Below are 26,007 nucleotides of genomic sequence, written 5' to 3' on the forward strand. Positions count from 1 at the left end.
GTCACATTCTTATATGCTGTGAATGGCCGGCGGTTCCGTAGCTGCGAGACGTAAGATCCCGCTGTGGTGCGCCCGTTAGTGAACCGTTGATTCTCCGAAAAAAGCTGCCCCTCGGCGAGTTTAGCTGACCTCGTACTCTCGAATGATAGAGGTACTGCCCGAATCCGGGCTCTTGTAGACCAGCTGTACCTTCGCACCGTTCAGGTCAAGCTCCGAAGCAGACTCACCACTATCACCCGGGTCCGTACCGACCGTCGAAGCGCTCAGCGTCACCGACGACCCGGCAGAGACTTCGCTTGTTCCACCCAGATCGGTTCCGTCCCACGCGTACTCTCCGTTGACCGCTGCCGGAGCACTACCGGATATCTTGACGTACAGGTTGCTACCGGTGATGGTCTCTCCTCCCTCGTGAGTGATAACCAACTGGTCGGTGTTCTCCGGAGCGGTCTCCGTCGTATCGCCGGCGTCCGCGCTGGTTTTGTCGGTCGAATCGAATCCGAACTGTGCCTGCGGCGCTTGGCTGAGGCCGCTCCCGAGTCCGAGCACGAACGTGCCGATGACTGCTGCGAGGATGACCGTGATGGCGACCATCAGGATGACCCCGATGACTGGACTTACCGCTCGTTCGTCGGTTATTATCTGTTTAAAATTCATCGTCGGGGGTGTTAGTTCGGCGCGGTGGACTCGCCGATGATCTGAGTGCTACCACCCTCGGGGCTCGTCCAGACGATCTGTATCGTCTCACCCGCGTCGTAATCTCCAGACACGATCTTATCACCGGCAGTGTACGGCCCACCACTTATCGTACCGATAGTAGACGTACTCTCGTCACTTTCCGACAGCGAGAGCGTACTCGCGTCGAGTTCTTCTCCACCCTGGTGATAAATAGCGACACCGCCGGTCCCTACCCCACCAGGTGCCGTGTCGTTGTACTGGAAGTCCATCTGCACCTGCGGCGCCTGACTCAGTCCGCTCCCGAGTCCGAGCACGAACGTGCCGATGACTGCCGCGAGGATGACCGTGATGGCGACCATCAGGATGACCCCGATGACCGGGCTCACGGCGCGGTCGTCCGCGAAGAGTTGCTTGAAGTTCATGTGTTTGGGTGCCCGCCGACTGTCGCACGACGGCGGGACCTCGGTCCCCCTCCACCGCCCGTGCGTCGTCGGGCTCTGTCCTACGCTACCCGACTGGTAAATAAAAGGATATCTCCCCGTTTATCAAAATTGAGCAGCAAGCGCCACGACGGAGTCGGGCCGGCCGCGGCGAGCCTACTCGTCCTGTGCGTCGACGACGGCCACGCCGGCGAGGTTGACGATGTCCTTCACCTCGTCGCCACGCTGGATGACGTGGACCGGGTCGCCCATCCCGACGAGCATCGGGCCGATGGCGTCGGCGCCGCCGAGTCGCTGGAGGAGTTTGTACCCGATGTTGCCCGCTTCGAGGTTGGGGAACACCAGCACGTTCGCCGGGGCGTCGAGGTCAGAGAACGAGTACGTGTCCTCGAGAATCTCCTCGACGACGGCGGTGTCCGCCTGCATCTCCCCGTCGACCGGGAAGTCCACCTCGGGGTCCTCGTGGAGCAGGTCCACCGCCCGCCGCGGCTTGGCCGTCCCCTCGTTGTCCACCGACCCGAAGTTCGAGTACGACAGCATCGCCGCCCGGGGGTCGACGTTGAACCGCCGGGCGAGTTCGGCGGTGTGTTTCGTCACCTCCGCGAGCACGTCCGCGTCGGGCGCCTGGTTCACGGTGGTGTCGGCGCAGAACACGACGCGGTTCTTGAACGTCAGCATGTACACGCCCGCGACGTACTCGGCGTCCTCGGCGGTGCCGATGACCTGCAGGGGCGGCCGGAGCGCCTTCGGGTAGTCGTGCGTCAGCCCCGTGAGGAGCGCGTCCGCGTCCCCCGTCTCGACCATGACGCTCCCGAAGTAGTTGGTGTCGCGCCGGACCAGGTCGCTGGCCTCCGAGCGCGTGATTCCCTTCCGCTTGCGCAGGTCGTGTAACCGCTCCGCGTACTTCTCGGCCTTCCCGTCCTCGTCGGGGTCGACCACCTCGGGCTGGAAGCCCAGTCCGAGCGCGCGGGCCGTCGTCTCGATGCGCTCGCGGTCGCCCAGCAGGACCGGTTCCGCGATTCCCTGCTCGCGCATCTGGTAGGCCGCGCGGATCATCTTCTCGTCGTCCCCCTCCGCGAGGACGACCCGCTTCGGCTGCGAGCGCGCCTTGTTGAGCACGACGCGCATCATCTCGCGGCCCTTCCCCAGTCGGGCTTCGAGTCGCTCGGTGTACTCGTCGGTGTCGAGTTCGCGGCGGGCGACGCCCGAGTCCGCGGCCGCTCGCGCGACGGCGGGTGCGACTTCGAACAGCACCCGGGGGTCGAGGGGTTTGGGGATGACGTAGTCGGGGCCGAACTGGAGTGGTTGGTCGCCGTAGGCTTTGACGACGGCGTCCGGGACGTCTTGGCGGGCGAGGTCGGCGAGCGCTTCGGCGGCGGCGCGTTTCATCTCTTCGTTGATGTCGGTCGCGCGGGCGTCGAGCGCACCGCGGAAGATGAAGGGGAACCCGAGGACGTTGTTGACCTGGTTGGGGTAGTCGGAGCGGCCGGTGGCCATGATGACGGTATCCTCGCGTGCGGCCTTGGCCTTCTCGTAGGCGATTTCGGGGTCGGGGTTGGCCATCGCGAAGATGATGGGGTCGCTGGCCATCGACCGAACCATCTCCTCGTTGACGATACCCCCGACCGACAGCCCCACGAACACGTCCGCCCCACGCATCGCGTCGGCGAGGCCGCCCTCGGGCACGTCGCGGGCGAACTCCTTCTTGAACTCGTTCACGTCGTCCGCGGCGGCGCGGTCGGCGGTGATGACGCCCGAGGAGTCGCACATCGTGATGTTCGCCGCGCGCGCGCCGAGCGAGACGTAGAACCGCGCGGTGGCGATGGCGGACGCGCCCGCGCCCGAGAAGACGATTTCGAGGTCTTCGAGGTCTTTACCGGCTATTTCGGCGGCGTTGAGGAGGGCGGCGCCGCTGATGATGGCGGTGCCGTGCTGGTCGTCGTGGAAGACGGGGACGTCCATCTCCTCGCGCAGGCGCGACTCGATCTCGAAACACTCGGGCGCGGCGATGTCCTCGAGGTTCACCCCGCCGAACGTCGGCTCCATCGCCGAGACGGTGCGGACGACGTCGCCGGGGTCGGTCTGGTCGAGTTCGACGTCGAACACGTCGATGTCGGCGAAGCGCTTGAAGAGGACGCCCTTCCCCTCCATCACCGGTTTCGACGCCTGCGCGCCGATGTCGCCCAGTCCCAGCACCGCCGACCCGTTCGAGACGACGCCGACGAGGTTCCCCTTCGCCGTGTACTCGTAGGCTCGCTCGGGGTCCTCGGCGATGTCGAGACACGGCGCGGCCACCCCCGGCGAGTACGCCAGCGACAGGTCGCGCTGGGTGTTCGTGGGCTTCGTGGTCGAGATCTCAAGCTTGCCGGGCGGGTCGGAGCGGTGATACTCCCGTGCGTCGTCGTCCAGTCCCATGCCGGAGCCACCGCCGGACCGATGAAAAAGCTACCGAGCGGTCAGGCGCCACCCGGCGCGGTTCGCCGCCCCCCGCCGTCGCGCTCGTCGTCCCGACGTCGCTCCTCGTCCACGGGGTCGGCGGGGTCGAACCCGCCGAACCCACCGTCGTTCCGGTCGGACGCGTCGTCGCCGACGGGGCCGTCCGACCCGCCGAAGTCGTCGTCTGGGGGCGTGCCCGACCCGCCGCCGGGGCCGTCGTCCATCTCGGAGCGGTACGGGCCGAGCAGGTCGAACGCCCGGTCGAAGCCCGCCAGCGACGCGAGTTCGTACATCCGCAGGTAGGTGGTCGTGAGAACCCCCACCGGGAGCGCCACGAGGACGACGAAGGGGGGACGCCGACGACGGCGCCCGCGAGGACCCCGACGCCGAGGCCGAGTCCCGGGTCGAGGCCGCCCGCCGCCGCAGCGACGGCGAGGCCGACGACGAGTGCGACGATACCGACGAGGATGGCCCCGAACAGCGCCAGCAGCGCGCCGGCGAGACCGACGCCGATGCCGATGAAGAAGTGGAGGAGCAGGAACAGCAACGTCTGTTTCCACTCCCCGCGGAGCCGGGGCCACAGGCGTCGCCAGCCGGCGACGACCCCCGTCCCGGTCGCCACCATCACCGGGACGACGAACGTCCGCGTGAGGCCGGCGACGAGTCCGAACAGGACGAACCAGACCAGCACGAACGCGACCAACGCGGCGAGTCCGGTCGCCCCCAGCGCGTCGAACCCGTTGAACCCCGGTGGGCCGCCGGCGACGTACGCGAGGTAGCCGGCGACAGCGAGCGGGAGGAGCATCGCGACGGTGAGCGCGAGATTGAACCCGAGCAGGCGGAGCCCGTTCACCGCGTGCCGTCCGAACGGGCGGACGATGCGAACCCGGTCGCGGGCGATGACGTCCACGAACACGAACTCGAACGTCGCGCCGATGAACCAGAGCGCGAACAGGAGCAGGAAGACGACGGCGATAATGGCGAGGACGACGCCGCCTCCGACGTCGGGAACCGTCGGTACGGGGTCCGTCGGGACGGAGGGACCACCCGGTCCGGTCGGGAACTGCCCGGCGTTCGAGAGGTTGGAGAGCTGGTTGATACCGACGCCGCCGCCCCCGACGAACAGGGTGATGAGCGCCAGCCGCGCCCACCGCCCGAGCGAGAACGGGAACAGGAAGGCCCGACTCGCGTCGATGGCGTCGTCGATGGCATCAACCGCGTACCATGACATGTCTCAGTCGATTTCCCACCGGACAATGAAGGTTCCCCTGTCGGGGTGCCGACCGGTCAGGGTTCGAGGAGCGCGGGCCGGTCGAGCGTCAGTCCGTCTACCTCGACCGTGTCGGTCGGCCACCGGCCCGTCGCGGTGAGCACCTCGACGCCCTCCTCCGTCACGAGCGCGGTGTCCTCGCTCTTCGCGCCCTGGACGGTCGGGTTCCACGCGTACGCCGCGTCGGTCACCACGGGGGCGTCGCCGTCCGGCGTCCCGAACCACTCGCGGCCGGCGTACCCCGTCGCGCCGCCCTGGTGGTGGTGGCGCCACTCGCCCTCGTACCCCTCGTCGGCGTACGCGGCCCGTATCTCCTCGAACACGTCGCCGGCGGTCCCGCCCTCCCGCGCGACGTCACGCGTCGCCGCGAGCGCGCGCGTCTCGACCCGCTGGGCCGAGCGGTGCCGCTCGGCCAGCCACTCGGGAGCGTCGAACGCCACCGTCCGGGTGCAACTCGCGTGGAGGCCGCCGCGGCGCGCGGTCACGATGACGACGGCGTACTCGCCGAGCGGTTCGTCCGTCGGCGTCGGGTGGCGGTACTCGGGGGCGCGTTCGCTCCCGCCGACGAGGACGACCGGCGCCTCGATCTCGCGCGAGGCGAGCGCGATTCGAAGCGCCGCGGCCACCTCGTGTTCGGTGTCGTCGGGTCCGAGTTCCCGACAGACCGTCTCCAGCGCCGTCGCCGCCTCCTCGCCGAGCGCGCGGTAGCGCCGCACGTCGTCCCCGGAGAGGCGGAGGCGCAGCGGCATCGGGTCGAGCGAGTCCAGTCCGGGCACGTCGAAGTCCGCCGCCGCGGTCTCGGGCGAGCGTGCCGCCACCGAGTCGGCCAGCGACGCCTCGTACCACTCGTCGGCCGCGACGGACATCGAGAGTTCCGGGGGGAGTTCCTCGGCGGCGAGCCGTTCGGCCTCGATGTTGTTCGTCACGACCGTCCAGTCGCCGTCGCCCGCGTAGCCTACGGCGGCGTCGCCCACGTCCGCGCCCTGGACGACCCAGTTCGACCCACCGGTCGCCCACGCGAACCCGTTCGGTCGGCCGAACCAGACCGCCTCGTAGCCGGTCTCGTCGAGGTACTCGTCGAGCCGCGCCTCCCGCTGAGCTGTGTCGACCATACGCGTCGCGTCCACCGCGGCGGGCTTGAATCCACGGGCGACCGCCGACCGGGACCGAACCCCTCAAGGTGGCCGACGCTAACGCCCGTGGTAATGACGACGACGCTCGGGACCGCGAGCGCGGCCCCCGGCGAGTTCGACACGGGCCGGCTCGAGGTGGGAGAGACGCGCGACGGGACCACCGTCGGGCTCCCGGTCGCGGTTGTGAACGGCGCGGCGGACGGGAAGACCCTCTACGTGCAGGCGGTCAGCGACGGCGACGAACTCAACGGGCTGGGCGTCGTCAACCGGTTCGTTCCGCGAGTGAACCCCGACGACGTGGCGGGCGAGATTCTCGTCGTCGGCATCGTGAACTACCACGCGTTCCAGGTCGCCCAGCACCGCAACCCCATCGACGACACGAAGATGAACCGGGCGTACCCGGGCGACGCCAGCGGCACCTCCTCCGAGCGCATCGCCGCCGCGACGTTCGACGCCGCGAAGCGCGCCGACCTGGTCGTCGACCTCCACCAGGGGTCGACCTCCCGGATGATAAACGAGGTCCGGGTGCGGTGCGGCCCGCGCCACACGCTCCACCGCGAGTGTCTCGAACTGGCGAAGGCGTTCGGGCTGGGCTACGTTCTCGACCAGAAGGGACCGGACGGCCAACTCGCGCGCGTCGCTCCCGACGAGGGCATCCCGACCATCGACCCCGAACTCGGCGGCTGCGTCGGCTGGGACGAGGAGAGCATCTCGCTCGGCGTCGAGGGGATGTTCCGCGTGCTCCGCTACTACGGCTTCCTCGACGGGAGCGTCGAGACGGAGGTCCAGACACGCGCGTCGGCGTTCGACCAGTACGGCTCGCCCGCCGGCGGCGTCGTCTCCTTCGAGCAACCGCTCGGCGCGGACGTGAGCGCCGGCGACGCGCTGTTCACGGTGACGGACGCGTTCGGCGGGCTGAAGGGGCGCGTCACCGCCGACAACGACGGCGTGTTCTGGCGTACTCGGCGATTGCCGCAGGTGGCGACCGGCGAGTACGTCTGCTCGGTCGGGACGGACGTGGACTCGTTCTGACGAACCTCTTTTACCGGGGTTCGACGAGCGAGCAGAGCGAGCGAGGAGGACCCCGGTAAAACCCGTTCACGCCAAAACGACCGTTCACCCGGTCGGCCTTCGGCCTCCCTCCTTCACGGTGGATGCGCTAGTGCCCGAGTGAGTGGACGAGCATCACCACGCTCCCCGGCCGTCTGCTCTCACCTCGCTCCGCCGGAACCGTCACCTACTGGGTCGAGCGCCCCACCCTGTCGAGCATGACCGCTCCCTCGCTCCGCTGTCCCGACTGCGGTCGAGCGTACGCCGACCGCTGGCGCTGTGAGTGCGGACACCCGCTCGACTACGCGGACCGGCCGCTCCCCGACGGCCCCGCGCCCGACCCAGCCGCGTTCGACGCCCGCGACGGCCTCTGGTCGTTCGACGGCTTCCTCCCCGAGGAACCGCACGCGACGCTCGGGGAGGGCACGACGCCGCTCGTGCCCGCGCCCGGGTGGGACGCCGCGTTCAAACTGGAGTACGTCTTCCCGACCGGGTCGTTCAAGGACCGCGGCGCGACGCTCACGGTGTCGCGGGCGGCCGCACTCGGCGTCGACACCCTGGTCGAGGACTCCTCGGGCAACGCCGGCGCCGCCATCGCCACCTACGCCGCGCGGGCGGGCGTCGACGCGGAGATATACGTCCCCGCGTCGGTCAAGGAGTCGAAACTCCGGGCCATCCGACGCGCGGGCGCGACGCCCGTCCGAGTCGAGGGGCCGCGACGGGCCACGACGGACGCGTGCATCGAGGCCGTCGAGTCCGGCGCGGGCTGGTACGCGAGCCACGCGTGGAACCCCGCGTTCTTCGCCGGCACCGCCACGTTCGCCTACGAGACGGCGCTCCAGCGCGATTTCGACGTCCCCGACGCCGTCGTGCTCCCGCTGGGACACGGGACGCTGTTTCTCGGCGCCTACCGGGGGTTCACGGCGCTCCGCGACGCGGGCTGGACCGACTCGGTCCCCCGTCTGCTCGGCGCGCAGGCGGCGGGGTACGCGCCCGTCGTCGCCGCCCTCCACGGTCCGGACGCGGCCGCCGGCGACAACGACGCCGCCGACGGCATCCAGATCACCGACCCGGTGCGGAGGGACGAGATTCTGCGCGCCGTCGAGGAGACGGACGGGGACGCCATCGCGCTCGGGGCGGACGCCGTGGAGACCGAACTCGCCGACCTCCACGCGGCGGGCTTCTACACGGAGCCGACCTGCGCCGTCGCGCCGGCGGCGCTCCGCGAGTACCGCGACCGGGGGGTCCTCGACCCGGACGACGACGTGGTGGTCCCGCTCACGGGGAGCGGACTCAAAACCTGACTACCTGACTCCGCGACCGCGCGAGCGCGTGCGCCCGGCTACCGCTCCGGGTGCGTCGGCGCGTCGAACCCGCCGCGGACGAGCGGTTTGGCGACGTGTCGGCGCGCCGTCGGCGGGACCTCGTACCAGCCGAGTTCGAGGCCGCGGTCGACCGGCCGCTCCACCTTGCCCTCCCTGCTCGTCCCGCAGTCGCGACAGCGGTACCCCTGATTCCGCCCGGCCGACTCCATCGAGCGCCCGCAGTCGGGACACTCGGGGACGGCGGGTTCGGTCCGGACGAGCGAGCGGACCGCGAACTTCTCCAGTTTCAGCGTGTCGGCGTCCCCCTCCTGCCGTCCGACCTCTCCGCAGACGGTCACGCGGTCGCCCGCCCGGAGCGCGCGCACCCGGTCGCGGAAGCGGCCGGTCGGCGCGAACGCGACGCAGTTCGACCTCGCCTCGCCGTCGCCGACCGCGAGGAAGACGTGTCCGCCGCGGCGCGTCTCCGGCGGGTCGACCACCTCGCCGGTCACCCGGTAGGACCGACCGGGGTGCGTCTCGCCGAGCGTTCCGTCGCGGAGGTGGGCGTCGGTGCCCTGGTTCGTCACGAAGAGCCCGGTCCGCTCGACCGGTTCCGAGTCGACGGCGGCCGCGGTGTCCCGGACCGCGTCGGCGTCGTCGCCGCGAATCCCGTGGAGGATGGGACCCGGCGCGTTCGGGACGCAGACCGCCTCGCCGGTCTCGCGGTCGACGGTGTCCCACGCGGCCGGGTAGCCGGCGTCCGCGGCGGCGAACACGGAGTCGGTATCCACCTCGCGTGGAGTGCCGCACCGCTCGAACTCCCGGTAGCTGATGTGCTCGTACGTCCACTCGTCGAACGCCGCCCACGCGCCGACCGCCGCGAGCGCGCCGATACGACCGCGTCCGACCGCTCCCTCGTCGGTCGTCGCGCCCCAACCGCGCGTCTCGAACCCCGCCTCCCGGGCGAGCGTGAGCGCGTCGTTCAGGTCGTGGAAGTCACGGACCGCCTCGCGCGCGAACGCGGCGACCGCCGGCGGGACCGTCTCGGGCGCGCAGTCGGCCACGACGAGCCCGGGGCTGGTGCGGGGGTCGTCGTCGACCGCGTACCGCTCCACGAGACCGGCGGCGACGTCGACCGCCTCGTCGGGGCCGACGTCGGCGTGGAGCGCCAGCGCGGCGTTCCCCCGGGTCTTGTGTTCCACCGCGGGGTTGAGGCGGACGAGCAGGCGGCGCGTCACCGTCCCGCCGGCGTCGGCGACGCCCTCGGCCACGAGCGACGCGAGGTACGTGCTACACATCCCCCGCGTCCGCGAGTCGGTGTCGTCGAGGCCGATGACCGTCACGCCCGTCGGGAGGCGGCCGGTCGAGTTGTGCCTTTCGCGTCCCGCGGGTCGGACCTCGATTATAGTTCTGTCGGCGATGCCCGCAAGTAATGGCGTGACGGCGGCGGGGTTCGGTTCGGCGCCGGCACAACTCCTATATGCGTGGAGGGGTTTACATTACGGTATGTCACGGGAGGCGTTGCTCGGCAACGTGACCGCCATGCTCGCGGACGCGGAGTTCCTCGTCAGCGAGCGCTGTGCGGTCCGGCCGAAGAGCTTCGACCTCGCCGCCCGCCGCGGCGAGGACCTGCTGCTGGTGAAGGTACTCGGGAACGTGGACGCCTTCGACGGCCCCACCGGGGCGGAGATGCGTCGACTCGGAGGGTACCTCTCGGCGACGCCCCTCGTCGTCGGCCTCCGCACGCGCGACGAGGACCTGAAGCCGGGCGTCGTCTACTTCCGGCACGGCGTCCCCGCCATCCACCCCGACACGCTGTTCGACCTGCTCATCGAGGAGGTGCCGCCGCTCATCTACGCGGCCCCCGGCGGGCTGTACGTCAACATCGACGGCACGCTCGTCCACGACGAGCGCACGGAGCGGGGCTGGAGTCTCGGCCGACTGGCCGAAGAACTGGGCGTCTCGCGCCGCACGGTCGCCAAGTACGAGGACGGCATGAACGCCTCCGTCGAGGTGGCCGTGAAGCTCGAGGACCTGTTCGACCGGCCGTTCTCCGGCCCGGTCGACGTGTTCGAGGGCGCACCGGAAGTCCGCGACGCGGACCCGACGCCCGAGGCGCCCACGCCCGACCCCGACGACGAACACGTCCACGCGGTGCTGTCGCGCGCCGGCTTCGTCGTCCATCCCACGGAGCGCGCGCCGTTCACCGCGGTCAGCGAGGAGGCGGAGCCCGAACCGGTGGAGTTCACCCTCCTGTCGGGCCACTCCGTGTTCACGCAGACGGCGCGCAAGCGCGCGCGGCTCATGGCCTCCATCGGCCGGGTCACCCGGACCCGCGCGGTGTACTTCACGGAGGACGACTCCAAGCCCCGCGACGAGTCCGTCGACGGCACCGCCATCGTCTCGTGTGCGGAGGTCGCCGACGAGAACGACCCCGAGCGCATCCGCGACCTCATCCGGGAGCGCTCGGACGAACCGCAGGAAGCGTAGTCGCCGGGTCCGGTCGCTCCTCGCCGCTCGTACCTGTCTCTCCGAGAAGAATCCGCGTCCGACGTACGGCCGTCCGGCGGCGTTACGCGGTCGCCTCGCCGCCGTACGTCTCCTCGAGGTAGTCGACGATGTCGTCGCTCTCGGCCATCCCGTCGACGCCGTGCTCCTCGTCGACGAGCACCGGGACGCCGCGCTGGCCGCTCACCTCCTCGACCTGGTCGCGCTGACTCTTGGGGACGGGGACCGACTCGGAGTCGTACTCCAGGTTGAGTTCCGCCAGCTTGTTCTTGACCTTCGCGCAGTACGGGCAGCCTTCCAGTTCGTAGAGAACGAGCTCGGAGTCCGACATTGTTCGGTTCCGCGTTCGGGTCGGTCCTACTTAAACGTCGGCGGGCTGTGCGGACGGGCCACCGAGCCACCGCGTGTCCGGTTCCCCGGCGTGCCGTGGCGTACCACACCCCACGCGGGGTTTTTACCGACCGCGGCGACGCTCGGGTCGTGTTCCCCGAGCGAATCGAGACCCCCCGGCTCAGACTCGACCGCCACGACGCCGCCGTCGACGCGCTGACCATGTACGACGGCGCGGGACGGGGAGAATCCATCGACGAGGAGACGGCGTTCCTCACGTGGAGTCCCCACGAGCACCCCAGAGAGAGCCACGACGTGACCGAGTCGTTCCGGGAGTCGTGGGAGGAGCGCGAGGCGGCGACGTACGCGGTGTTCCCGCGCGAGGGCGAGGACGGCGCCGGAGAGTACGCCGGCAACACCGGCCTGCACGTCGACTGGGACAAGCGGACGGGGACGCTCGGCATCTGGCTCCGGAAGCCGTTCTGGGGCCGGGGCTACTCGGGCGAGCGCGCGGCCGCGCTGGCCGAACTCGCGTTCGGCCGCCTCGACCTCGACCTGCTCGCGGTCGGAGCCGTGCCGGACAACGAGAAGAGCGTACGCGCAATCGAGAAGTACGTCGAGCGACTCGGCGGTCGGCGGGAGGGTCGCCTCCGGAACTGGGTCGTCCCCGACGACGGCGACCCGGTGGATATCGTCCGCTACTCCGTCTCGGAACCGGAGTACGACGACGCGGTCGGCGACGAGTCGTTCGCGACGTTCGTCGAGGACCTGCCGACCGGTGCGGGCGACGGTCGATGAGCGGGGACGCGTCTGACGGGGGCGCTCGACTAGACCGCCTCGACCGACCGCTCGGTCTCGGCCGCGTCCCGGACCGCCTCGCGTGCACGCCGGTCGGTCCCGCCGACCGGCGCGCCGTCCTGTAGTACGAGGTCCGGGCGGTTGAGCGCCGTCGGGTCCGCCGTCGGGTCGGTCCCGCACACCAGCAGGTCCGCGTGCGTGCCCGGTTCCAGGGTGCCCTGTCCGTCGAGACCGACGACGTCGGCGGCCGTCGCGGTCATGGCGGTGAGCGCCTCCGCGGGCGTCAGCCCGTAGTCGCTCATGAACGCCACCTCGGCCGCGTTCCCCCCGTGGGAGTTGAACGGCGTCCCGGCGTCGGTGCCGCCTGCGACGCGCACGCCAGCCTCGGCCGCCCGCCGGAACGACTCGATGTGGCGCTCGTACACCCGCTCGGTCTTGCGCTGGACGTCCTCGGTGGCCGCTTCCATGTTCCGGACGATGCGGTACGGGGCGGAGAGCGTCGGGACGAGCGTCGCGTCCGACGACGCGAGGAGGTCGACGGCCTCCTCGTCGAGGAAGGTGCCGTGCTCGACCGTGTCCACGCCGGCGCGCACCGCCGCTTTCACGCCGGCCGCGCCGTGGGCGTGGGTCGCCGCGTGCAGTCCCCGGCGGTGCGTCTCGTCCACGAGGGCGTCGAGTTCCGCGTCGGTGAGCGCGACGGCGTCGGGGTCCGTGCCGGGCGTCGTCACCCCGCCGGTCGTCATGAACTTGATGAAGTCCGCGCCGGCTTTCGCCTGCTCTCGCACGGCCCGCCGGGCGTCGACGGGACCGTCTATCTCCCGGCCGAGGTGGTGACCGTGTCCGCCGGTCGCTGTGATGGAGCGGCAGTTCGCCACCATTCGCGGCCCCGGCACGTCGCCGCCGGCGACTCGGTCGCGGAGGTGGACGTCGACGTCGCGCGCGCCCATCGCCCGCACGCCCGTGACGCCCGCCGCCAGCGTCTCCCGGGCGTTGCGCGCCTCCACGAGCGCCAACTCCGCGTCGCTCATCCCGACGACGTCTTCGACGCTCCGCTCGCCCGACAGCGAGAAGTGGACGTGCGCGTCGACGAGACCCGGCAGGGCGACCCGCCCCGACAGGTCGACGACCGACTCGTCCCCGCCCGGGGAGAGGTCCCCTCGGTCGGCGATGCGGCCGTCGGCGACCCTGAGGTCGCCGACCCGCGTCTCGCCGCGGTCGAACAGCGTGAGGTTCCGCAGAAGCATGGGTCCCGGTCCGGCCGGCCGCGTCAAGACGGTTGCGAACTCCGGCCGTCGAGCCGGCGGTCCGGTGTGCCGACCGTCGCACACCGACCGGACCGACCGGAACCCTACAGGTCGCGCGCGACCATCTCGCCCCAGTGGGTGAACCCGTGCCGCTCGTAGAACGCTCGTGCGCGCTGGTTCTCGCGGTCCACGTCGAGCACGAGTCTGTCGAGCGGGAGGTCCTGTGCCCGCGCCGCGCGGAGTGCCGCGTCCATCAACTCGTCCGCGACGCCCGTTCCGCGCGCGGACGGCGCGACGTAAATCTCGTTCAGCACGGCGGCGTCCCAGACGAACGCCAGCGACTCGGGCAGCAGGAAGGCGTAACCGACGAGGTCGGTCCTCGCTCCGTCGTCCCCCGAATCATCACCCCCGCCGCTCGCGTCGTCGGGGCCGCCGATATCGGTTCCGTCGCGCGCGGCGACCGTCACGCAGTCCGACTGCTGGTCGGTGCAGTCTTCGACCCACGCGAGCCAGCGCGCGCGGTAGTCGTCGGTGAGTTTCGCCTCGTAGGCGGCGGCCTTGTCGTCGCCCCCGGTTCCGGTGCCGAGTCCGGTCTCGAACCCCCGCTTCAGGTCCCACAGCGCGTCCGCGTCGGACGGCTCGACCGGTCGAACGTCCACGTCCATGGACGCGAGTGGCGCGTCGGGGTGTTGAAGCCGCCGGTGCCGGCGGCGCGTCGCCGACGCACCGGACGTGCGCCGGACCGACGGCGGTCACCCAGCGCGTCCGACCCGCCGGAACCGAACCGCGAGCACCGCGGCGCTGGCGAGCACGACGAGCAGTTGCCAGCCGGCCCCCACGACCGGGAAGACCCGCTCGACGTCGGCCGGTTCCGCCCCGGGTGAGGGGTCGACGCCGGTGCTGTAGTGGAGGTTCTCGGTCGTGCGCACCCGCTCGGGCGCGAGGTCGACGAACGTCTGGACGAGGCCCCGCTGGTTCGACAGCGAGAGGGTGCCGTTCAGCGTGTAGAACTGGTCGTGGAGCGGCCAGAACAGGTTCACCCCGTTCGTGACGTAGTCCAGCCCGACGCCCGCGACGGCGAACGCCGCGAGCGCGGTCCACGCGACGGCCGGCCCGGTGGACCCGTAGCGCGTGCGGAGCCGGGACTCCTCGACTCGCGCGTCGTACGCGAGCAGGCCGGCGAGCGCCAGTGGCACGAGCGCGTTGTGCCCGAGCGACCGGTGCGCGCCGTCGACGACCAGCGAGGCGAACGCGTCGAGGTCCGGGAGCGCGGCCGCGAGGAGGACGGCGCCGACGCTCAGTCTGCCGAACTGCTCGTCGCGGAGCAGCGCGGCCGCGAGCAGACCGGCGAGCGCGACGTGGACGAGCGTCGAGGGCACCGGTAGGGGGTTGCCTCGCCAGCACATGGTGCTTTCGCCGGTCACCCCCGTTCCCCCCGGCCCGACACGTTTATTCGGAACGTCGACCCACGGCGGGGCATGGATCCGGGAGCGGCGGGGAGCGACGCCCCGCGCGACGAGTTGGCCCGGCGTATCGCCGGCGAGATTACCCTGTCCGCGGACCCCGGCGCGACGCTGCGCAAGTGGCGCACCGACTTCGGCGTGTCACAGACCGAACTCGCGGACGCGATGGACGTCTCCTCGTCGGTCATCTCGGACTACGAGAGCGGACGCCGCGCCTCGCCGGGCATCGGGCTGGTGTCTCGGGTGGTCGAGGCGCTGCTCGACATCGACGAGTCGCGCGGCGGCAACCGCATCCGCCAGTACGCCCGCGTCGTCTCCGCGGGCTTCGAGTCGGACATCGTCCTCGACATCCGCGAGTACCGGACCGCGCTCCCCACCTCCCGAGTGTACGATGCGCTCGACGCGACCGAGATCGCCGCCGGCGACCACGAGACGGTGAACGGGCACACCGTCATCGACTCCATCGAGGCCATCCGGTCGCTCTCCAGCGAGGAGTTCTACCGGCTGTACGGCCAGTCGACCGACCGCGCGCTCGTGTTCACGGGCGTCGCGCGTGGGTCGTCGCCGCTCGTCGCGCTCCGGGTGGTGCGACCGACGCCGAACGCGGTCGTCCTCCACGGCATCGACGCCGACGAGGTATGGGAACACGCCGGCGCACTCGCGCGGGTCGACGGGTTCTCGCTCGCCGTGTCGACCGCGCCGCTGGACGCGGCACTGGAGGAGTTGCGGTCGCTGTAGCTACTCCGGTCGAGGAGTTACCGCGGAGGAGCCGTCGCCAGCGACCGCGGGCAGTTCCGTCCACAGTCGCGCGCGGGTCGTTCGCAGTCGCCATCGTCGGGCGCGCATTCCCCACTCCGCGCGCGGTATCGTAGTACGACTCCCCGCCCGTGTTCGACGTTCTCTCGGCGCGTGCAGGCGGCGACTCACCGGTGCCGCTCGACGAACTCGACGACCCGTTCCGCCCCGACGAACCCCTCCGCCAGCCGGTCCACCTCCCCGTCCGCGTCGAACAGCACGAGCGAGGGGACGGAGCGGACGGCGTGGTCGGCGACGAGCGACGGGTCGTCCTTCGGGTTCACGAGCAGGACCGGGACGTCCGCCGCCCGCGCGACGGAGCCGAGAACGGGTTCGATGCTCTGACACAGCGTACACCCCGCGGTGTAGAAGTCGACGAGCACGAGGTCGTGTTCGCGCAGTTCTGCGTCGAGTTCGGCGCGGAACTCCCGCGCGTCCACGTCCCGGGGTTTCGGCGTCGCGGCAGCGTCGGTCACGGTTCCGGTTCGCGCTCCACGGACATGACCGTCACACCCGCGTGCACCCGTCGCGCACACGCGGACCAGTACGCACGGGCGGGGTGCGAGCGTCGCCGGCGGTGTTCGACGTACTCGACGTGTCCGACCTACTCGACGTAGTCGTACTTCCGCTCGCTCATCCGACCCCAGCCGGTGTGGACGAACTCGCCTTCGGGCTGGGTGAACTCCTCGACTTCGGCGTTCATCTCGTGGTTGTGCGCGTCGTGGACCTGTTCGTACTCCTCGTACGAGAGGTCGTACCGCCGTTCGAGCTGTTCGTCGACGGTGAGCGCGGCAATCTCCTCGTCCCACCCCTCGCGCACGGTCTCGGCGTGGAACTCCGCCTGCGCGCCGGAGCCGTACGACCCGACGAGCAGCTTCGCCCCGGTCAGCCCGATGTCGTTCTCGAGCGCGCGTTTCAACGCGGCGGTCCGGGCGACGTGGACCGACCCGGTGTACCAGTTCCCGACCCGACGCGCGAGGCCGAGCGTCGGTTCGATGACGCGGGCGTACCAGTCGCGGTACGTCTCGGTCCCCTTCAAGTCGTCCATGTAGCCGCGGATGGCCTCCTCGTACTCCTCGCGGTCGTCGAACTCCTCCTCGCGCGGCTGGCGACCGATGCTGTCCGCGAGTTCCTCCTCGATGTCGGTGTCGCGAATCATGTGCCGGTAGCCCAGCAGGCCCGCCTTCCGGACCATCCCGGGGAACGGCGTGTGGAACGGGATGTACGCGAAGTCGTTCGGGTGGGTGTCCCACGCGACGCTCTCGAAGTCCGTCAGCGCCTCGCGCATCCGCGCGAGGTACACCTGCATCGAGCGCTTGCCGTCGACGCTCGGGAACTGCTGGTTCGGCTTCAGGAAGTCCGTCTCGTCGGCGCTCCCGTACCCCTGCTCGGTCGACAGTTCGACCAGCGACGGCTCCTCGGAGATGAGCATCGCCACCGCGCCGGCGCCCTGGGTCGCCTCGCCGGGGTCGCCCCGCTCGTACAGCGCGGTGTCGGTGGCGACGACGAGCGCCGACCGACCCCGGTGACGGCCCGCGCGAATCCAGTTGTACGCGTCGTCGATGCTCTGCGTGCCGGCGACGCAGGCGAACTTCCGCTCGCCCTTGTTGGCGTGGTGGAAGTCGCCGTCGTACACCTGTTCGAGACAGCCCGCGATGTAGGTGGAGACGGGTTTGGAGTTGTCGAACGCCGACTCCGTCGCCACGTCGATTCGGCCGATGTCCTCGGGGGTCAGCCCCTTGCGGTCCATCAGCCGCTTGGCCGCGTTCGCGCCCATCGTGACGATGTCCTCGTACGCGTCGGGGAACGACGACGTCTCCAGTCCGAGCCCCTTGGTGTACTTCTCGGGGTCCTCCCCCTTCTTCGGCGCGAACGTCTCCGGGAGGTTCAGTTTGAGCTTCCCGGTCCAGATTTCGATTGCGTCGATGCCGACGGCGGTCATGGTATGCGCCGGGATTCGGGAAACGGGCTTATGCCTCTGTCGATGAGGCTTACGTCGACTGTCGAACTCGGCGTCGGACCCGGCGACGAGTCACGAGTCGTCGACGGTCGCCCCGGAGAACGTCGGGCTCTTCGAGGGGTCGGTCGTGTCGAGTTCGATTCGCAGTCGGTACGTGTCGGTGTCGGTCGTCAACCCACTCACGGAGTACGGGCCCACGCTCCCGTCCAACTCGACGGCGTCGCTCGTCTCGTCGACGCTGCCGTCGCCGTCCGTGTCCGTCTCGACGTACACCGTCACCGACGTTCCGGCCGGGAGCGTCGCCTCCACGTCCCGCACCTGGAGGTGGCTCACGTCCTGGGTCGCGCCGGTCTTCCAGCCGGTCGTGAGGTGGCCGCCGTCTCCGGCGAGGTACATCTCCTCGACTTCGTTCGACGAGAGACCGCGGTCGTAGACGCGCACGTCGTCGAGCCTCCCGTCGAGCGTGTTGGAGCCGTCCGGATTGCTCCCCAGGGCGACGGGGACCGTGGCGTCGGTGGCGACGCTCCCCGACTCGCTGGTGCTGGCGACCTGCGTGCCGTTCACGTAGAGGCGCATCGTACTCCCGTCGTACGCCCCGACGACGTGTGCCCACTCCCCGGCTTGGAGACCGGCTCCAGACGCGACGAGCGTCGTCGTAGAGTCGTTGTTCGACCCGGTCTTCAGCCGGAAGCTGGCCTTTGACCCACCGCCGGTCTCGGCGAGCGTCCACCAGTGGTCGTCGGCCGTGGTGCCGCTGGCTTTCGAGACGAACCGCATGTCGTTCCCGTTGTCCTCCCACGAGTCCGCACGAACCCACGCCGAGAGCGTGACGGCGGACCCGGAGACGTCCATGCCGCCGTCGATGTCGACCCGGTCGCCCGTCCCTCCGCCGGAGAACTCGTAGCTGGTCGAGCCGTGAACACCCCCGCCGCCCCGGCTCGCCACGCTCGGGGTCCCGTCGTTCGAGCCGACGACGTCGTTCGCGGTCGGGTCCGACGTCTCGTCGAGCGGCCAGTAGCTCACGAGCCCCTCGTCGTCCGCGGTGTATCCCAGCCGCACCGTGCCGCTGTCGGTCCAGTCCGCGCCGGCCAGCGACTCGTGCACGACGCTTCGCTCGTCCGTCGTCGCGTCCCAGTCGGCCGGTTCGCCCCAGCGGAGGCCGGTGTCACCGACGGGGTTCAGCGTGAAGCTCGCGCGCTCGGCCTCGGTGCCGTTGTCGCCGAACGACGCCCAGACCGTCTCGGTCGTCTCGGAGGCGGGCGCGGTGTACGCGAACACCGCCCGCCCGCGCTCGCCGGTCGTCGCTCGGACGGCCTCCAGTCGACTCTCGGGGACGCCGGTCACGTTCACGGGAACTCCGAGGACGGGGTTGTCGAAGCGGTCGCGAACCTCGACGACGAGCCGTCGCTGCTCGTCGCCGTCGAGCGTGGCGCCGTCGCCCTCGACGGTCGTGACGTACCGCGGTCCGGGGTCGTCCCCGCCCGACCCGACGTTCGCCTTCGCCGCCCGAATCGAGTAGGTCTCCCCGCGTTTGAACGTGAGCGTGACGGTGCTCGGCGTCGTGGTGTCGTCGTACGAGAGGTCGGTGACGTACGCGTCGTCGCCCGCCGCTCCCTCGCCCCCGCCGTCGGCCGTGCGGAGCTCGTCCGCCAGCAGCTCCCGCCACTTCGCCTCCGAGAGCCGGGTCCGGAAGCGCACCGTCACCGGCCCTGCGTCGGTATCGGTGACCGAGACGGTCCTCGTCTCCAGGCTCGTCGACCGCGGTTCGACCGAGACGGTCCGACTCGACGTCGCCGAGAGTTCCCCGCCGAGGACGAGGAGGTTCACCCGTCGTCCGTCGACGAGTCGCTGTCCCGTCCGCGGCAGGGTCACACCGTCGTCGAACGAGTCGAACAGGACGGTGTGCTCGTAGCGCGTCGTCGGGGCTCCGCGGTACTCCGCGTACTCGGCCCTGTACTCGATTCCCTCCGTCGCGAACGTCCGGTCGGCGCCCGTCCAGTAGTCGGCGGTCTCCCCCCGCCCGGTCGCGTTGGCGACCGTCACCGCGCCGAGGCCTGTCGTCCGGAGACGGCCCGTCGTCGGCGGCGGGTTGACGAAGAACGTCCGCTGGGGGTACCGCACGCCCATCTCGACCGACGTCGGGTTGGTTCGGCCCGTGGCGGCGCTCGCGACGACGGCGTTCCGGACGGTCTGGAGCTGTCCCTGGACCCGCTCGCTGTGTTCGAACTCGACCCGCTCGTTCGCCGCGGGTACGACCGTCGCCTGGTACATCGACATCGAGACGACGAGAAACCCGAACAAAAGCACCGCTCCCACCTGCACCGACTGCCCCCGCTCGTCCCCCCAGAGACTCATAGCTCGCTCACGCCGTCCGCCGAGCAAAAGGGTGGCGGGGCCGCTATCAGTCGGGAGAAACGGGGCGCGTCAGTCCTCGTCTTCCTCGACGACCTCGGGGTCGGCCATCGCCGACTGGAGCGAGTCGAGCCCGTTGACCCACTCGGAGACCAGCCCGTACTCCAGTTCCTCGACGCGTTCGAGCGGCAGTTCCTCGCCGTCGATGATGCGCGTGCCGGCCTGCACGAGGTACCCCAGCGCGGCGTCGACGTCCTCTTCGGCCTCGCTCTCGACGGCCGCGTCGACGTACTGCGTGACGGACGCGTCCTCGGCGGGACCGCCGACGACGTACTCTTCGGCCGCGTAGAACACGCAGACGAGGCTCGTCTGGACGCCGTCGATGAGCATCAGTTTCTCCTCGTCCTCGAAGTCGACCTCCGAGAGAACGATGTCGCGGATGCTCGCTATCTCTTCGACCGCGTGGTCCTCGTCGAGTCGGTCGTCCTCGTACGCGGAAACGATCTTCGCTACGGCGATGGCGGCGTCGTCCTGGAGGTTGAGCAGGAGTCGAGCGGAGTCCTCGTCCTCGGGGTCGAGGCTCTCCTCTCTGACTCGGTCGAGCCAGTTCTGCCACCGCTCTTCGGTGTAGAACGTCTCCTCGGGTTCGCTCATACCCACACCGTCCGGGTCCGTGTTGATATGCCTTTCTTATCCCGGAATCGCGGCCGTAACGCCCCGTGGGTCACCCCAGCGTCCCGACCGTGTCGACGCCGTACACGCGTTTCGGCGTGTCGACGTGCGCTCGTTCGACCGCTCGCGCGTGCCCCTCCTCGCGGAGCCACCGGACCCGTCGGGGGACGGTCTTGGGTCCCATCACCGCGCCCGGCCGCTCCGGGTCGTCGACGAAGTCCGTCTCCATCAGGAACGGGTCGCCCGCCTCGCAGGCGGTCAGGAGGTCCTCCTTCCCGCACATCACGCTCGGCGTCGGGCCCGCGAGCGTGCCGCCCGCGTAGTGTTTCACGACGCGGTGGTGCGCCATCCCCGCGCTCTCTGCCCACTCGGCTACCTCGCGCAGGTCCTCGCTCGCCTCGGTGTGGAGTTGGACCGCGCAGTCGTGCTCCGCTCCGAGGGCGAACGCGTGGCGCATCACGGCGTTCGAGGCGCCTCGCACGTCGTCGTCCACCTCGTAGTGGGGTCGCCCCGACTTGAGCGCGAGCGCGCGCCCCTCCGCGACGAACTCGGCCGCCACCTCCAGTCCGCCCCGCATCAGGTCGCGCGCCTCCTCGACCGTGAAACCGCGCTCGTCGACGAGACGGGAAATCAGCCCGGGGTGGACGCCCAGCACCGGCCACGCGCGCCCGTCGAGCCGGTCGGTCGCGTCGGCGACGACGCCGACGGTCGTCTCGAAGACCGGCCGGAAGTCGGTGGGGTCGTCCGCCTCGACGCCGAGGTGCCACGACGGCTTGTTGACGACGAGCATGTGCGTCCCCCCGAGGCGCGCGAAGTCGTCGACTGCGTCCATCCCGCGGCCGCGTTCCGGGTCGAGGTGGAGGTGGTCGTCCAGCACGGGGTGTCCGATGTCCTCGCTCATCTCCCCTGCGACTGGTGGGGCGCGACCTATAACGTGGACGGTGTCGGCGCGACCCGACCGGGGCCGAAGAGGAGGCTTTTGGCGATCGCGGACGACGGACGACCATGACGTACCGAGTCGCCGTCGTCGGAACCGGGCCCGGCAGGGAGGTCGACATCAGCGGCCGGAGCCACGCGTTCGCGTACGAACACGCCGACGCGTACGCGGCGCGCTCCGACTGCGAACTCGTGGGCTGTGCCGACGTCGTCTCCGAGTACGCCGCCCGGTTCGCCGACGAGTTCGACGTCTCCCACACGAACGCCTACGAGAGTCACGAGGCGCTGCTCGCCGGGACGAATCCCGACCTGGTCTCCGTCTGCACGCCGATACCGTCCCACGCGGCTATCACCGTCGACTGCGCCGCCCACCCGAGCGTCGAGGCGGTCCACTGCGAGAAACCGATGGCGCGAACGTGGGGGGAGGCCCGTGCGATGGCGCACTGCTGTGACCGACGGGACGTGCGGCTGACGTTCGGCCACCAGCGCCGGTTCGGCGAACCGTTCTGCGAGGCGAAGCGGCTCCTCGACGACGGCGCGGTCGGCGACCTCGACCGAATCGAGATGTCGTTCGGCAACTTCTTCGACAACGGGACCCACAGCGTCGACCTCGCCGGGATGTTCAACGACGAGCACCGCGGCGCGTGGGTGCTGGGCCAACTCGACTACTCGAAGGAGCACGTCCGGTACGGCGTCGACACGGCCGACCACGCGTTCGTGAGCTGGCAGTACGAGAACGGGGTCCACGGGGTGCTCGCCACCGGAGACGACCCGAGTCCCAGCGGTGGTCCGTTCGACTTCTACGACTGTTACCACCGTCTGGTCGGGACCGACGGCGTCATCGAGGTGGGGTGTCACGAGGGGCCGGCGCTGCGCGTCCGCCGCGACGGGAGCGGGTGGGAGACGCTCGACGTACCGGACGCGCTGTCGGGACACGTCGACCGCGCCATCGACGACGTCGTCTCGACGCTCGACGGTCCGGCCCGGTCCGAGTTGCGAGCGGCGAACGCGCTCAGGGCGACGGAGATACTGTTCGCCGGCCACGAGTCCATGCGACGGCGGGGGCGGGTCGACCTCCCGCTGACCGGCGTCTACGACCACCCGCTGGAGTCGCTCGTCGCGTCCGGCGAGGTGACGCCCGACTTCGAGGACGACCGGCCGGCCCACCCGGCCGACCGCCACACCACGGACGGGGAGTAGACCGGCGACGGCTCCCGTCTCCCGGTCGCGCCAGCGAGCGGAGCGACGGCGGTACTCGTCTCCCGTTCGCGCTCGGGACGGACGGTCCCTCCGACGACGGGGCGCGCTTTCGCCGTCGTACACCGGCCGCTACCGGCAGTACCAGTTATGTACTCTGACGTCCCGTCGGACGACGGAGATGGTCAATGGCTAGTGAGAGAGAGCTACTCCGTCGCTCGCTGGACGCCCTCGGAGACGTCTTCTACATCTACGACGAGCGAGGAAAGCTGCGAGTCTGGAACAGTCGCCTCAACGACCTGTTCGACATGACCGACGAGCAACTCGCGGAGACGACGCCCACGGAGTTCTTCATCGAGGCCGACCGACCGGCGGTCGAGCGGGCCGTCGCCGAGATATTCGACGCCGGCAGGACCGTCGTCGAGGCCAGAGCGCACACCACGGAGGGGACGGTTCGGTTCGAACTCACGGGCCAGCGACTCGTGGACGACGACGGCGACGTGATCGGGTTCTGCGGGGTCGGCCGGGACGTGACCGAACGCCGCGAACAGGAGCGACAACTCGCCGCCCAGAACGAACGGCTCAACCGCTTCGCGAAACTCCTCGCGCACGACCTGCGGAATCCGCTGGCGGTCGCGACGGGGTACACCGACCTCTTCCTCACGACGGGGGACCCGGCGGCCATCGAGCGGGTGGCCGACGCGCTCGACCGGATGGACGGGATGATCGAGGACATCCTCCTGGTGGCGGCCGAGGGACGGACCGCGACCGACGTTCGGCCCGTGGCGCTCGCCGCTGTCGCGGGGGACGCGTGGGAGATGGTCGATGTGGGGTCCGGGGACGCGACGCTCGACGTCGACGCCTCGCTGGTCCTCGACGCCGACGAATCCCGCCTGCGACGGCTGTTCGAGAACCTGTTCCGGAACGCGCTCGAACACGCCGGGTCGGACGTCACGGTCACGGTCACCGAGACGGCCACGGGGTTCGCCGTCGCCGACGACGGGCCGGGCGTCACCGAGGACGTGCGCGGCGGCCTGTTCGACTCGGGGGTCACGGGCGTGGCGGGAGGGACCGGGTTCGGGCTGTACATCGTCCGGAGCATCGCCGAGTCGCACGGCTGGACCGTCTCGGTGGCGGACGGACCGGGCGTCGGCGCGCGGTTCGAGTTCACGATCGTACCGGGTGAGGACAGGGACCCCGACCCGGGGTCGTCGTGACCGGCTCATGCGTCGCACCGGCCTTACCGGGTCCCGACGCCGGGCGGCCCTTCGTAACCACCGCACCGAGTCCGACTCCTCTCCCGCCGCCGTCGACCGACCAGGCGGAGAAGCGATCAAATCGGCCCGGTACTACCCCGATTCAGGATGACAAAACGCCACCGGGGGTTTCACTCGTCGTCGCGGACGATCAAGTAGAGGTTGATCATGGACGAGATAACGGGACCGGAGAGGACCGTGATCATCGAGGCCTCGAAGTTCTGCCCGGCGAACAGGAGGAGGATTCCGAGCGTCCCCGATCCGAGGGAGAGGACACTCGAGAGTGCTACCCAGTCATCGCGCTTCACGAGCGCCTTCCTCGATATCTGGGGTAGAGAGATCGGCGTACTGCATCCCGAGAACGAACGCGAGTGGGATGGTGAAGCAAGCGAGAAGACCGATGATGACGGTTCTGTCGGTGAGGATGCCTGCCCACATCAGAACCCCGACTAAAATCAGGTTAAGGGGGGCTACGATCCGCACGGCCTGTGCGATCGATCCCTCGCTCATACTCGTACCTGGGTCGCGAACGCTGATAGTTCTCACGGTGACTCTCCCCGGTTCTTCCCGTGAAGACCTGAGCGAGAACGAGGAGTGACCGCTCCGCAACCACTAAACGCGCCTCCGACGACCATCAGGTAATGGCAGACTGGACGGAGAAGTACCGACCGCGCTCGCTCTCGGAACTGCGCGGCAACGACACGGCCGTCGACGCGTTCCGCGAGTGGGCGGAGTCGTGGGACGACCACCGCGAGGCGGTCGTCCTCCACGGCGCGCCCGGCGTCGGGAAGACGTCGGCGGCGCACGCGCTCGCGGCCGACATGGGGTGGGAGACGGTCGAACTCAACGCCTCCGACCAGCGGACGGCCGACGTCATCGAGCGGTACGCCGGCCGGGCCGCCAACAACGCGACGCTCGGGGGGGCGAGCGGCGCGGACGAAACGGGGGGCCGACAGCTCATCGTCCTCGACGAGGCGGACAACATCCACGGCACCTACGACCGCGGCGGCGCGGGCGCCATCACGTCGCTCGTGAAGGACGCGGGCCAGCCCATCGTCCTCATCGCCAACGAGTACTACGACATGTCGCGGGGGCTGCGCAACGCCACCCGCGACATCGAGTTCCGCGACGTCGGCAAGCGCTCTATCGTTCCCGTGCTCCGCGACATCTGCCGGAAGGAGGGCGTCGAGTTCGACGCGGACGCGCTCGACCGCATCGCCGAGCGGAACGCCGGTGACCTGCGCGGCGCAGTCAACGACCTCCAGGCGGTCGCGGACGGGCACGACAGGCTCACGCTCGACGACGTCGTGACGGGCGACCGGGACCGCTCGATGGGCATCTTTCCGTTCCTCGACCTGGTGCTCAAGGAGGGGGAGTCGGCCCGGGACGTACTGTACTCCAGTTACGACGTGGACGAGACCCCCGACGACCTGACGAAGTGGGTCGAGGACAACATGCTGAAGGTGTACGAGCCGAGCGAGGCGGTCCGCGCGTACGACCACCTCGCGGACGCCGACGTGTGGCTGGGGCGCGTGCGTGCGAGCCAGGACTACTCCTACTGGCGCTACGCGGGCGACAACCTCGCGGCCGGCGTCGCGGCGGCCCGCGACGGGACGAAGGGGGGGTGGACCCGCTGGGGCCGCCCGCAGTTCTACCACTCAACCTCGAAGACGGCCGACCACGTCGTCCGGCAGGTGGCGACGGCGGGCGGGTTCTCGATGGCGACGGCGCGCCGCGAGGTGCTCCCGTTCCTCGCGGCGATGACCCACCACTGCAAGCCGCGGGAGTTGACGGTTCGGATGGCGGCGGCCTACGAGTTCGACGAGTCGCACGTCTCGTTCGTCACCGGGTCGGGCGAGACGACGAACAAGGTGGAGTCCATCGTCGCCGACGCCGAGGCGATGCGCGAGGACCTGATGGAGGAGCACTCCGGAGGGGCGTTCGCGGGGATGCCGACCGCGGGCGACGGCGAGACCGACGGACCGGCGTCGGGACGGCACGACGCGACGGACGCCGAAGCGGCGGCCGGCACGGACGGCGAGACCGGCACGGCGGAGAACGCGGACGCGGAAGACGCCGAAGACGCGGGGGACAGCGACGACGGTCAGACGAGCTTCAGCGACTTCTGAGTCCCCGAGTCGGCCCGACGTTCGGGACCGGCCGCCCGGCTTGCGGGTGCGGCGAGTAG

At 70.3% G+C, this 26,007-nt stretch carries 25 protein-coding genes; 8 read left to right on the plus strand and 17 right to left on the minus strand.

The genetic code is table 11. The features are described from left to right. Positions 1 to 120: 120 nt before the first annotated feature. The 5 genes from AC6RUA_RS15135 to AC6RUA_RS15155 all read right to left on the minus strand — a co-directional run bounded on the left by AC6RUA_RS15135 (position 121) and on the right by AC6RUA_RS15155 (position 5,933). Positions 121 to 654 carry a type IV pilin domain-containing protein gene (locus tag AC6RUA_RS15135; RefSeq protein ID WP_499813823.1) on the minus strand — a complete coding sequence of 178 codons (534 nt, stop codon included), beginning with the start codon at positions 652 to 654 and terminating at the stop codon, positions 121 to 123. Positions 655 to 665: 11 nt separating this feature from the next. Then, positions 666 to 1,097 carry a type IV pilin domain-containing protein gene (locus AC6RUA_RS15140; protein WP_499813824.1) on the minus strand — a complete coding sequence of 144 codons (432 nt, stop codon included), beginning with the start codon at positions 1,095 to 1,097 and terminating at the stop codon, positions 666 to 668. 174 nt (positions 1,098 to 1,271) lie between these two features. Further along, the gene (locus AC6RUA_RS15145; protein ID WP_499813825.1) at positions 1,272 to 3,530 is read right to left on the minus strand and encodes an NADP-dependent malic enzyme; all 2,259 of its coding nucleotides are present in this window, start codon (positions 3,528 to 3,530) and stop codon (positions 1,272 to 1,274) included. After that, complete coding sequence (locus AC6RUA_RS15150; protein WP_499813826.1) at positions 3,472 to 4,782, minus strand: DUF7544 domain-containing protein; 1,311 nt, start codon at positions 4,780 to 4,782, stop codon at positions 3,472 to 3,474. The genes AC6RUA_RS15145 and AC6RUA_RS15150 overlap by 59 nt, the downstream gene beginning before the upstream one ends. Positions 4,783 to 4,838: 56 nt before the next feature. Further along, positions 4,839 to 5,933: a M24 family metallopeptidase gene (locus AC6RUA_RS15155; protein ID WP_499813827.1), complete on the minus strand. Its 1,095-nt coding sequence runs from the start codon at positions 5,931 to 5,933 to the stop codon at positions 4,839 to 4,841. 93 nt (positions 5,934 to 6,026) lie between these two features. On the opposite strand from AC6RUA_RS15155, the gene AC6RUA_RS15160 reads away from it, so the two are divergent. Together AC6RUA_RS15160 and AC6RUA_RS15165 are read left to right on the plus strand one after the other, a co-directional pair. Beyond that, entirely contained in the window at positions 6,027 to 6,986 is a 960-nt protein-coding gene (locus tag AC6RUA_RS15160; RefSeq protein ID WP_499813828.1) for a succinylglutamate desuccinylase/aspartoacylase family protein, read from the plus strand. A 236-nt stretch (positions 6,987 to 7,222) separates the two neighbouring features. Further along, positions 7,223 to 8,308, plus strand: coding sequence for a pyridoxal-phosphate dependent enzyme (locus AC6RUA_RS15165; RefSeq protein WP_499813829.1), 1,086 nt, complete (start codon positions 7,223 to 7,225; stop codon positions 8,306 to 8,308). Between the two features lie 38 nt (positions 8,309 to 8,346). On the opposite strand, the gene AC6RUA_RS15170 is transcribed toward AC6RUA_RS15165, so the two are convergent. Continuing rightward, positions 8,347 to 9,651 (minus strand): TiaS agmantine-binding domain-containing protein, encoded by a 1,305-nt coding sequence (locus tag AC6RUA_RS15170; protein WP_499813830.1) that lies wholly within the window; start codon positions 9,649 to 9,651, stop codon positions 8,347 to 8,349. A gap of 163 nt (positions 9,652 to 9,814) precedes the next feature. Here AC6RUA_RS15170 and AC6RUA_RS15175 point away from each other — a divergent pair, with 163 nt between their 5' ends. Further along, complete coding sequence (locus tag AC6RUA_RS15175; RefSeq protein WP_499813831.1) at positions 9,815 to 10,798, plus strand: transcriptional regulator; 984 nt, start codon at positions 9,815 to 9,817, stop codon at positions 10,796 to 10,798. Between the two features lie 82 nt (positions 10,799 to 10,880). Here the strand turns inward: AC6RUA_RS15175 and AC6RUA_RS15180 are convergent, their stop codons facing one another. Beyond that, on the minus strand, positions 10,881 to 11,147 hold the full coding sequence (locus tag AC6RUA_RS15180; RefSeq protein ID WP_499813832.1) for a glutathione S-transferase N-terminal domain-containing protein: 267 nt from the start codon (positions 11,145 to 11,147) through the stop codon (positions 10,881 to 10,883). Positions 11,148 to 11,296: 149 nt separating this feature from the next. On the opposite strand from AC6RUA_RS15180, the gene AC6RUA_RS15185 reads away from it, so the two are divergent. Continuing rightward, positions 11,297 to 11,944, plus strand: coding sequence for a GNAT family N-acetyltransferase (locus tag AC6RUA_RS15185; protein WP_499813833.1), 648 nt, complete (start codon positions 11,297 to 11,299; stop codon positions 11,942 to 11,944). A gap of 29 nt (positions 11,945 to 11,973) precedes the next feature. Here the strand turns inward: AC6RUA_RS15185 and AC6RUA_RS15190 are convergent, their stop codons facing one another. The 3 genes from AC6RUA_RS15190 to AC6RUA_RS15200 all read right to left on the minus strand — a co-directional run bounded on the left by AC6RUA_RS15190 (position 11,974) and on the right by AC6RUA_RS15200 (position 14,567). After that, positions 11,974 to 13,188, minus strand: coding sequence for a metal-dependent hydrolase family protein (locus AC6RUA_RS15190; RefSeq protein WP_499813834.1), 1,215 nt, complete (start codon positions 13,186 to 13,188; stop codon positions 11,974 to 11,976). A gap of 104 nt (positions 13,189 to 13,292) precedes the next feature. Next, positions 13,293 to 13,853, minus strand: coding sequence for a GNAT family N-acetyltransferase (locus AC6RUA_RS15195; RefSeq protein WP_499813835.1), 561 nt, complete (start codon positions 13,851 to 13,853; stop codon positions 13,293 to 13,295). 87 nt (positions 13,854 to 13,940) lie between these two features. After that, a complete protein-coding gene (locus AC6RUA_RS15200) occupies positions 13,941 to 14,567 on the minus strand; it encodes a metal-dependent hydrolase (RefSeq protein WP_499813836.1) in 627 nt (208 codons plus the stop codon). Positions 14,568 to 14,666: 99 nt separating this feature from the next. Between AC6RUA_RS15200 and AC6RUA_RS15205 the strand changes: the two genes are divergently transcribed. Beyond that, a complete protein-coding gene (locus tag AC6RUA_RS15205; RefSeq protein WP_499813837.1) occupies positions 14,667 to 15,389 on the plus strand; it encodes a helix-turn-helix domain-containing protein in 723 nt (240 codons plus the stop codon). A 185-nt stretch (positions 15,390 to 15,574) separates the two neighbouring features. On the opposite strand, the gene AC6RUA_RS15210 is transcribed toward AC6RUA_RS15205, so the two are convergent. The 5 genes from AC6RUA_RS15210 to AC6RUA_RS15230 form a co-directional block, all read right to left on the minus strand. Continuing rightward, complete coding sequence (locus AC6RUA_RS15210) at positions 15,575 to 15,922, minus strand: thioredoxin family protein (protein WP_499813838.1); 348 nt, start codon at positions 15,920 to 15,922, stop codon at positions 15,575 to 15,577. A 128-nt stretch (positions 15,923 to 16,050) separates the two neighbouring features. Continuing rightward, positions 16,051 to 17,388, minus strand: a complete 1,338-nt coding sequence (gene hmgB / locus AC6RUA_RS15215; RefSeq protein ID WP_499813839.1) for a hydroxymethylglutaryl-CoA synthase — start codon at positions 17,386 to 17,388, stop codon at positions 16,051 to 16,053. A gap of 90 nt (positions 17,389 to 17,478) precedes the next feature. Next, a complete protein-coding gene (locus tag AC6RUA_RS15220) occupies positions 17,479 to 19,761 on the minus strand; it encodes a LamG domain-containing protein (RefSeq protein ID WP_499813840.1) in 2,283 nt (760 codons plus the stop codon). 69 nt (positions 19,762 to 19,830) lie between these two features. Further along, on the minus strand, positions 19,831 to 20,412 hold the full coding sequence (locus AC6RUA_RS15225) for a DUF2150 family protein (protein WP_499813841.1): 582 nt from the start codon (positions 20,410 to 20,412) through the stop codon (positions 19,831 to 19,833). 70 nt (positions 20,413 to 20,482) lie between these two features. Beyond that, complete coding sequence (locus AC6RUA_RS15230; RefSeq protein WP_499813842.1) at positions 20,483 to 21,331, minus strand: TatD family hydrolase; 849 nt, start codon at positions 21,329 to 21,331, stop codon at positions 20,483 to 20,485. A 104-nt stretch (positions 21,332 to 21,435) separates the two neighbouring features. On the opposite strand from AC6RUA_RS15230, the gene AC6RUA_RS15235 reads away from it, so the two are divergent. Both AC6RUA_RS15235 and AC6RUA_RS15240 read left to right on the plus strand, forming a co-directional pair. Continuing rightward, positions 21,436 to 22,566, plus strand: coding sequence for a Gfo/Idh/MocA family protein (locus AC6RUA_RS15235; protein WP_499813843.1), 1,131 nt, complete (start codon positions 21,436 to 21,438; stop codon positions 22,564 to 22,566). Between the two features lie 185 nt (positions 22,567 to 22,751). Continuing rightward, a complete protein-coding gene (locus tag AC6RUA_RS15240) occupies positions 22,752 to 23,780 on the plus strand; it encodes an ATP-binding protein (RefSeq protein ID WP_499813844.1) in 1,029 nt (342 codons plus the stop codon). A 170-nt stretch (positions 23,781 to 23,950) separates the two neighbouring features. On the opposite strand, the gene AC6RUA_RS15245 is transcribed toward AC6RUA_RS15240, so the two are convergent. Together AC6RUA_RS15245 and AC6RUA_RS15250 are read right to left on the minus strand one after the other, a co-directional pair. Continuing rightward, positions 23,951 to 24,127, minus strand: coding sequence for a hypothetical protein (locus AC6RUA_RS15245; protein ID WP_499813845.1), 177 nt, complete (start codon positions 24,125 to 24,127; stop codon positions 23,951 to 23,953). Further along, positions 24,114 to 24,329, minus strand: coding sequence for a hypothetical protein (locus tag AC6RUA_RS15250; RefSeq protein ID WP_499813846.1), 216 nt, complete (start codon positions 24,327 to 24,329; stop codon positions 24,114 to 24,116). Before AC6RUA_RS15250 ends, AC6RUA_RS15245 begins: the two co-directional genes overlap by 14 nt. 131 nt (positions 24,330 to 24,460) lie before the next feature. Between AC6RUA_RS15250 and AC6RUA_RS15255 the strand changes: the two genes are divergently transcribed. Further along, entirely contained in the window at positions 24,461 to 25,948 is a 1,488-nt protein-coding gene (locus AC6RUA_RS15255; protein WP_499813847.1) for a replication factor C large subunit, read from the plus strand. Positions 25,949 to 26,007: the final 59 nt, after the last annotated feature.

This window comes from Halorarum sp. SLYT50 (assembly GCF_059821265.1).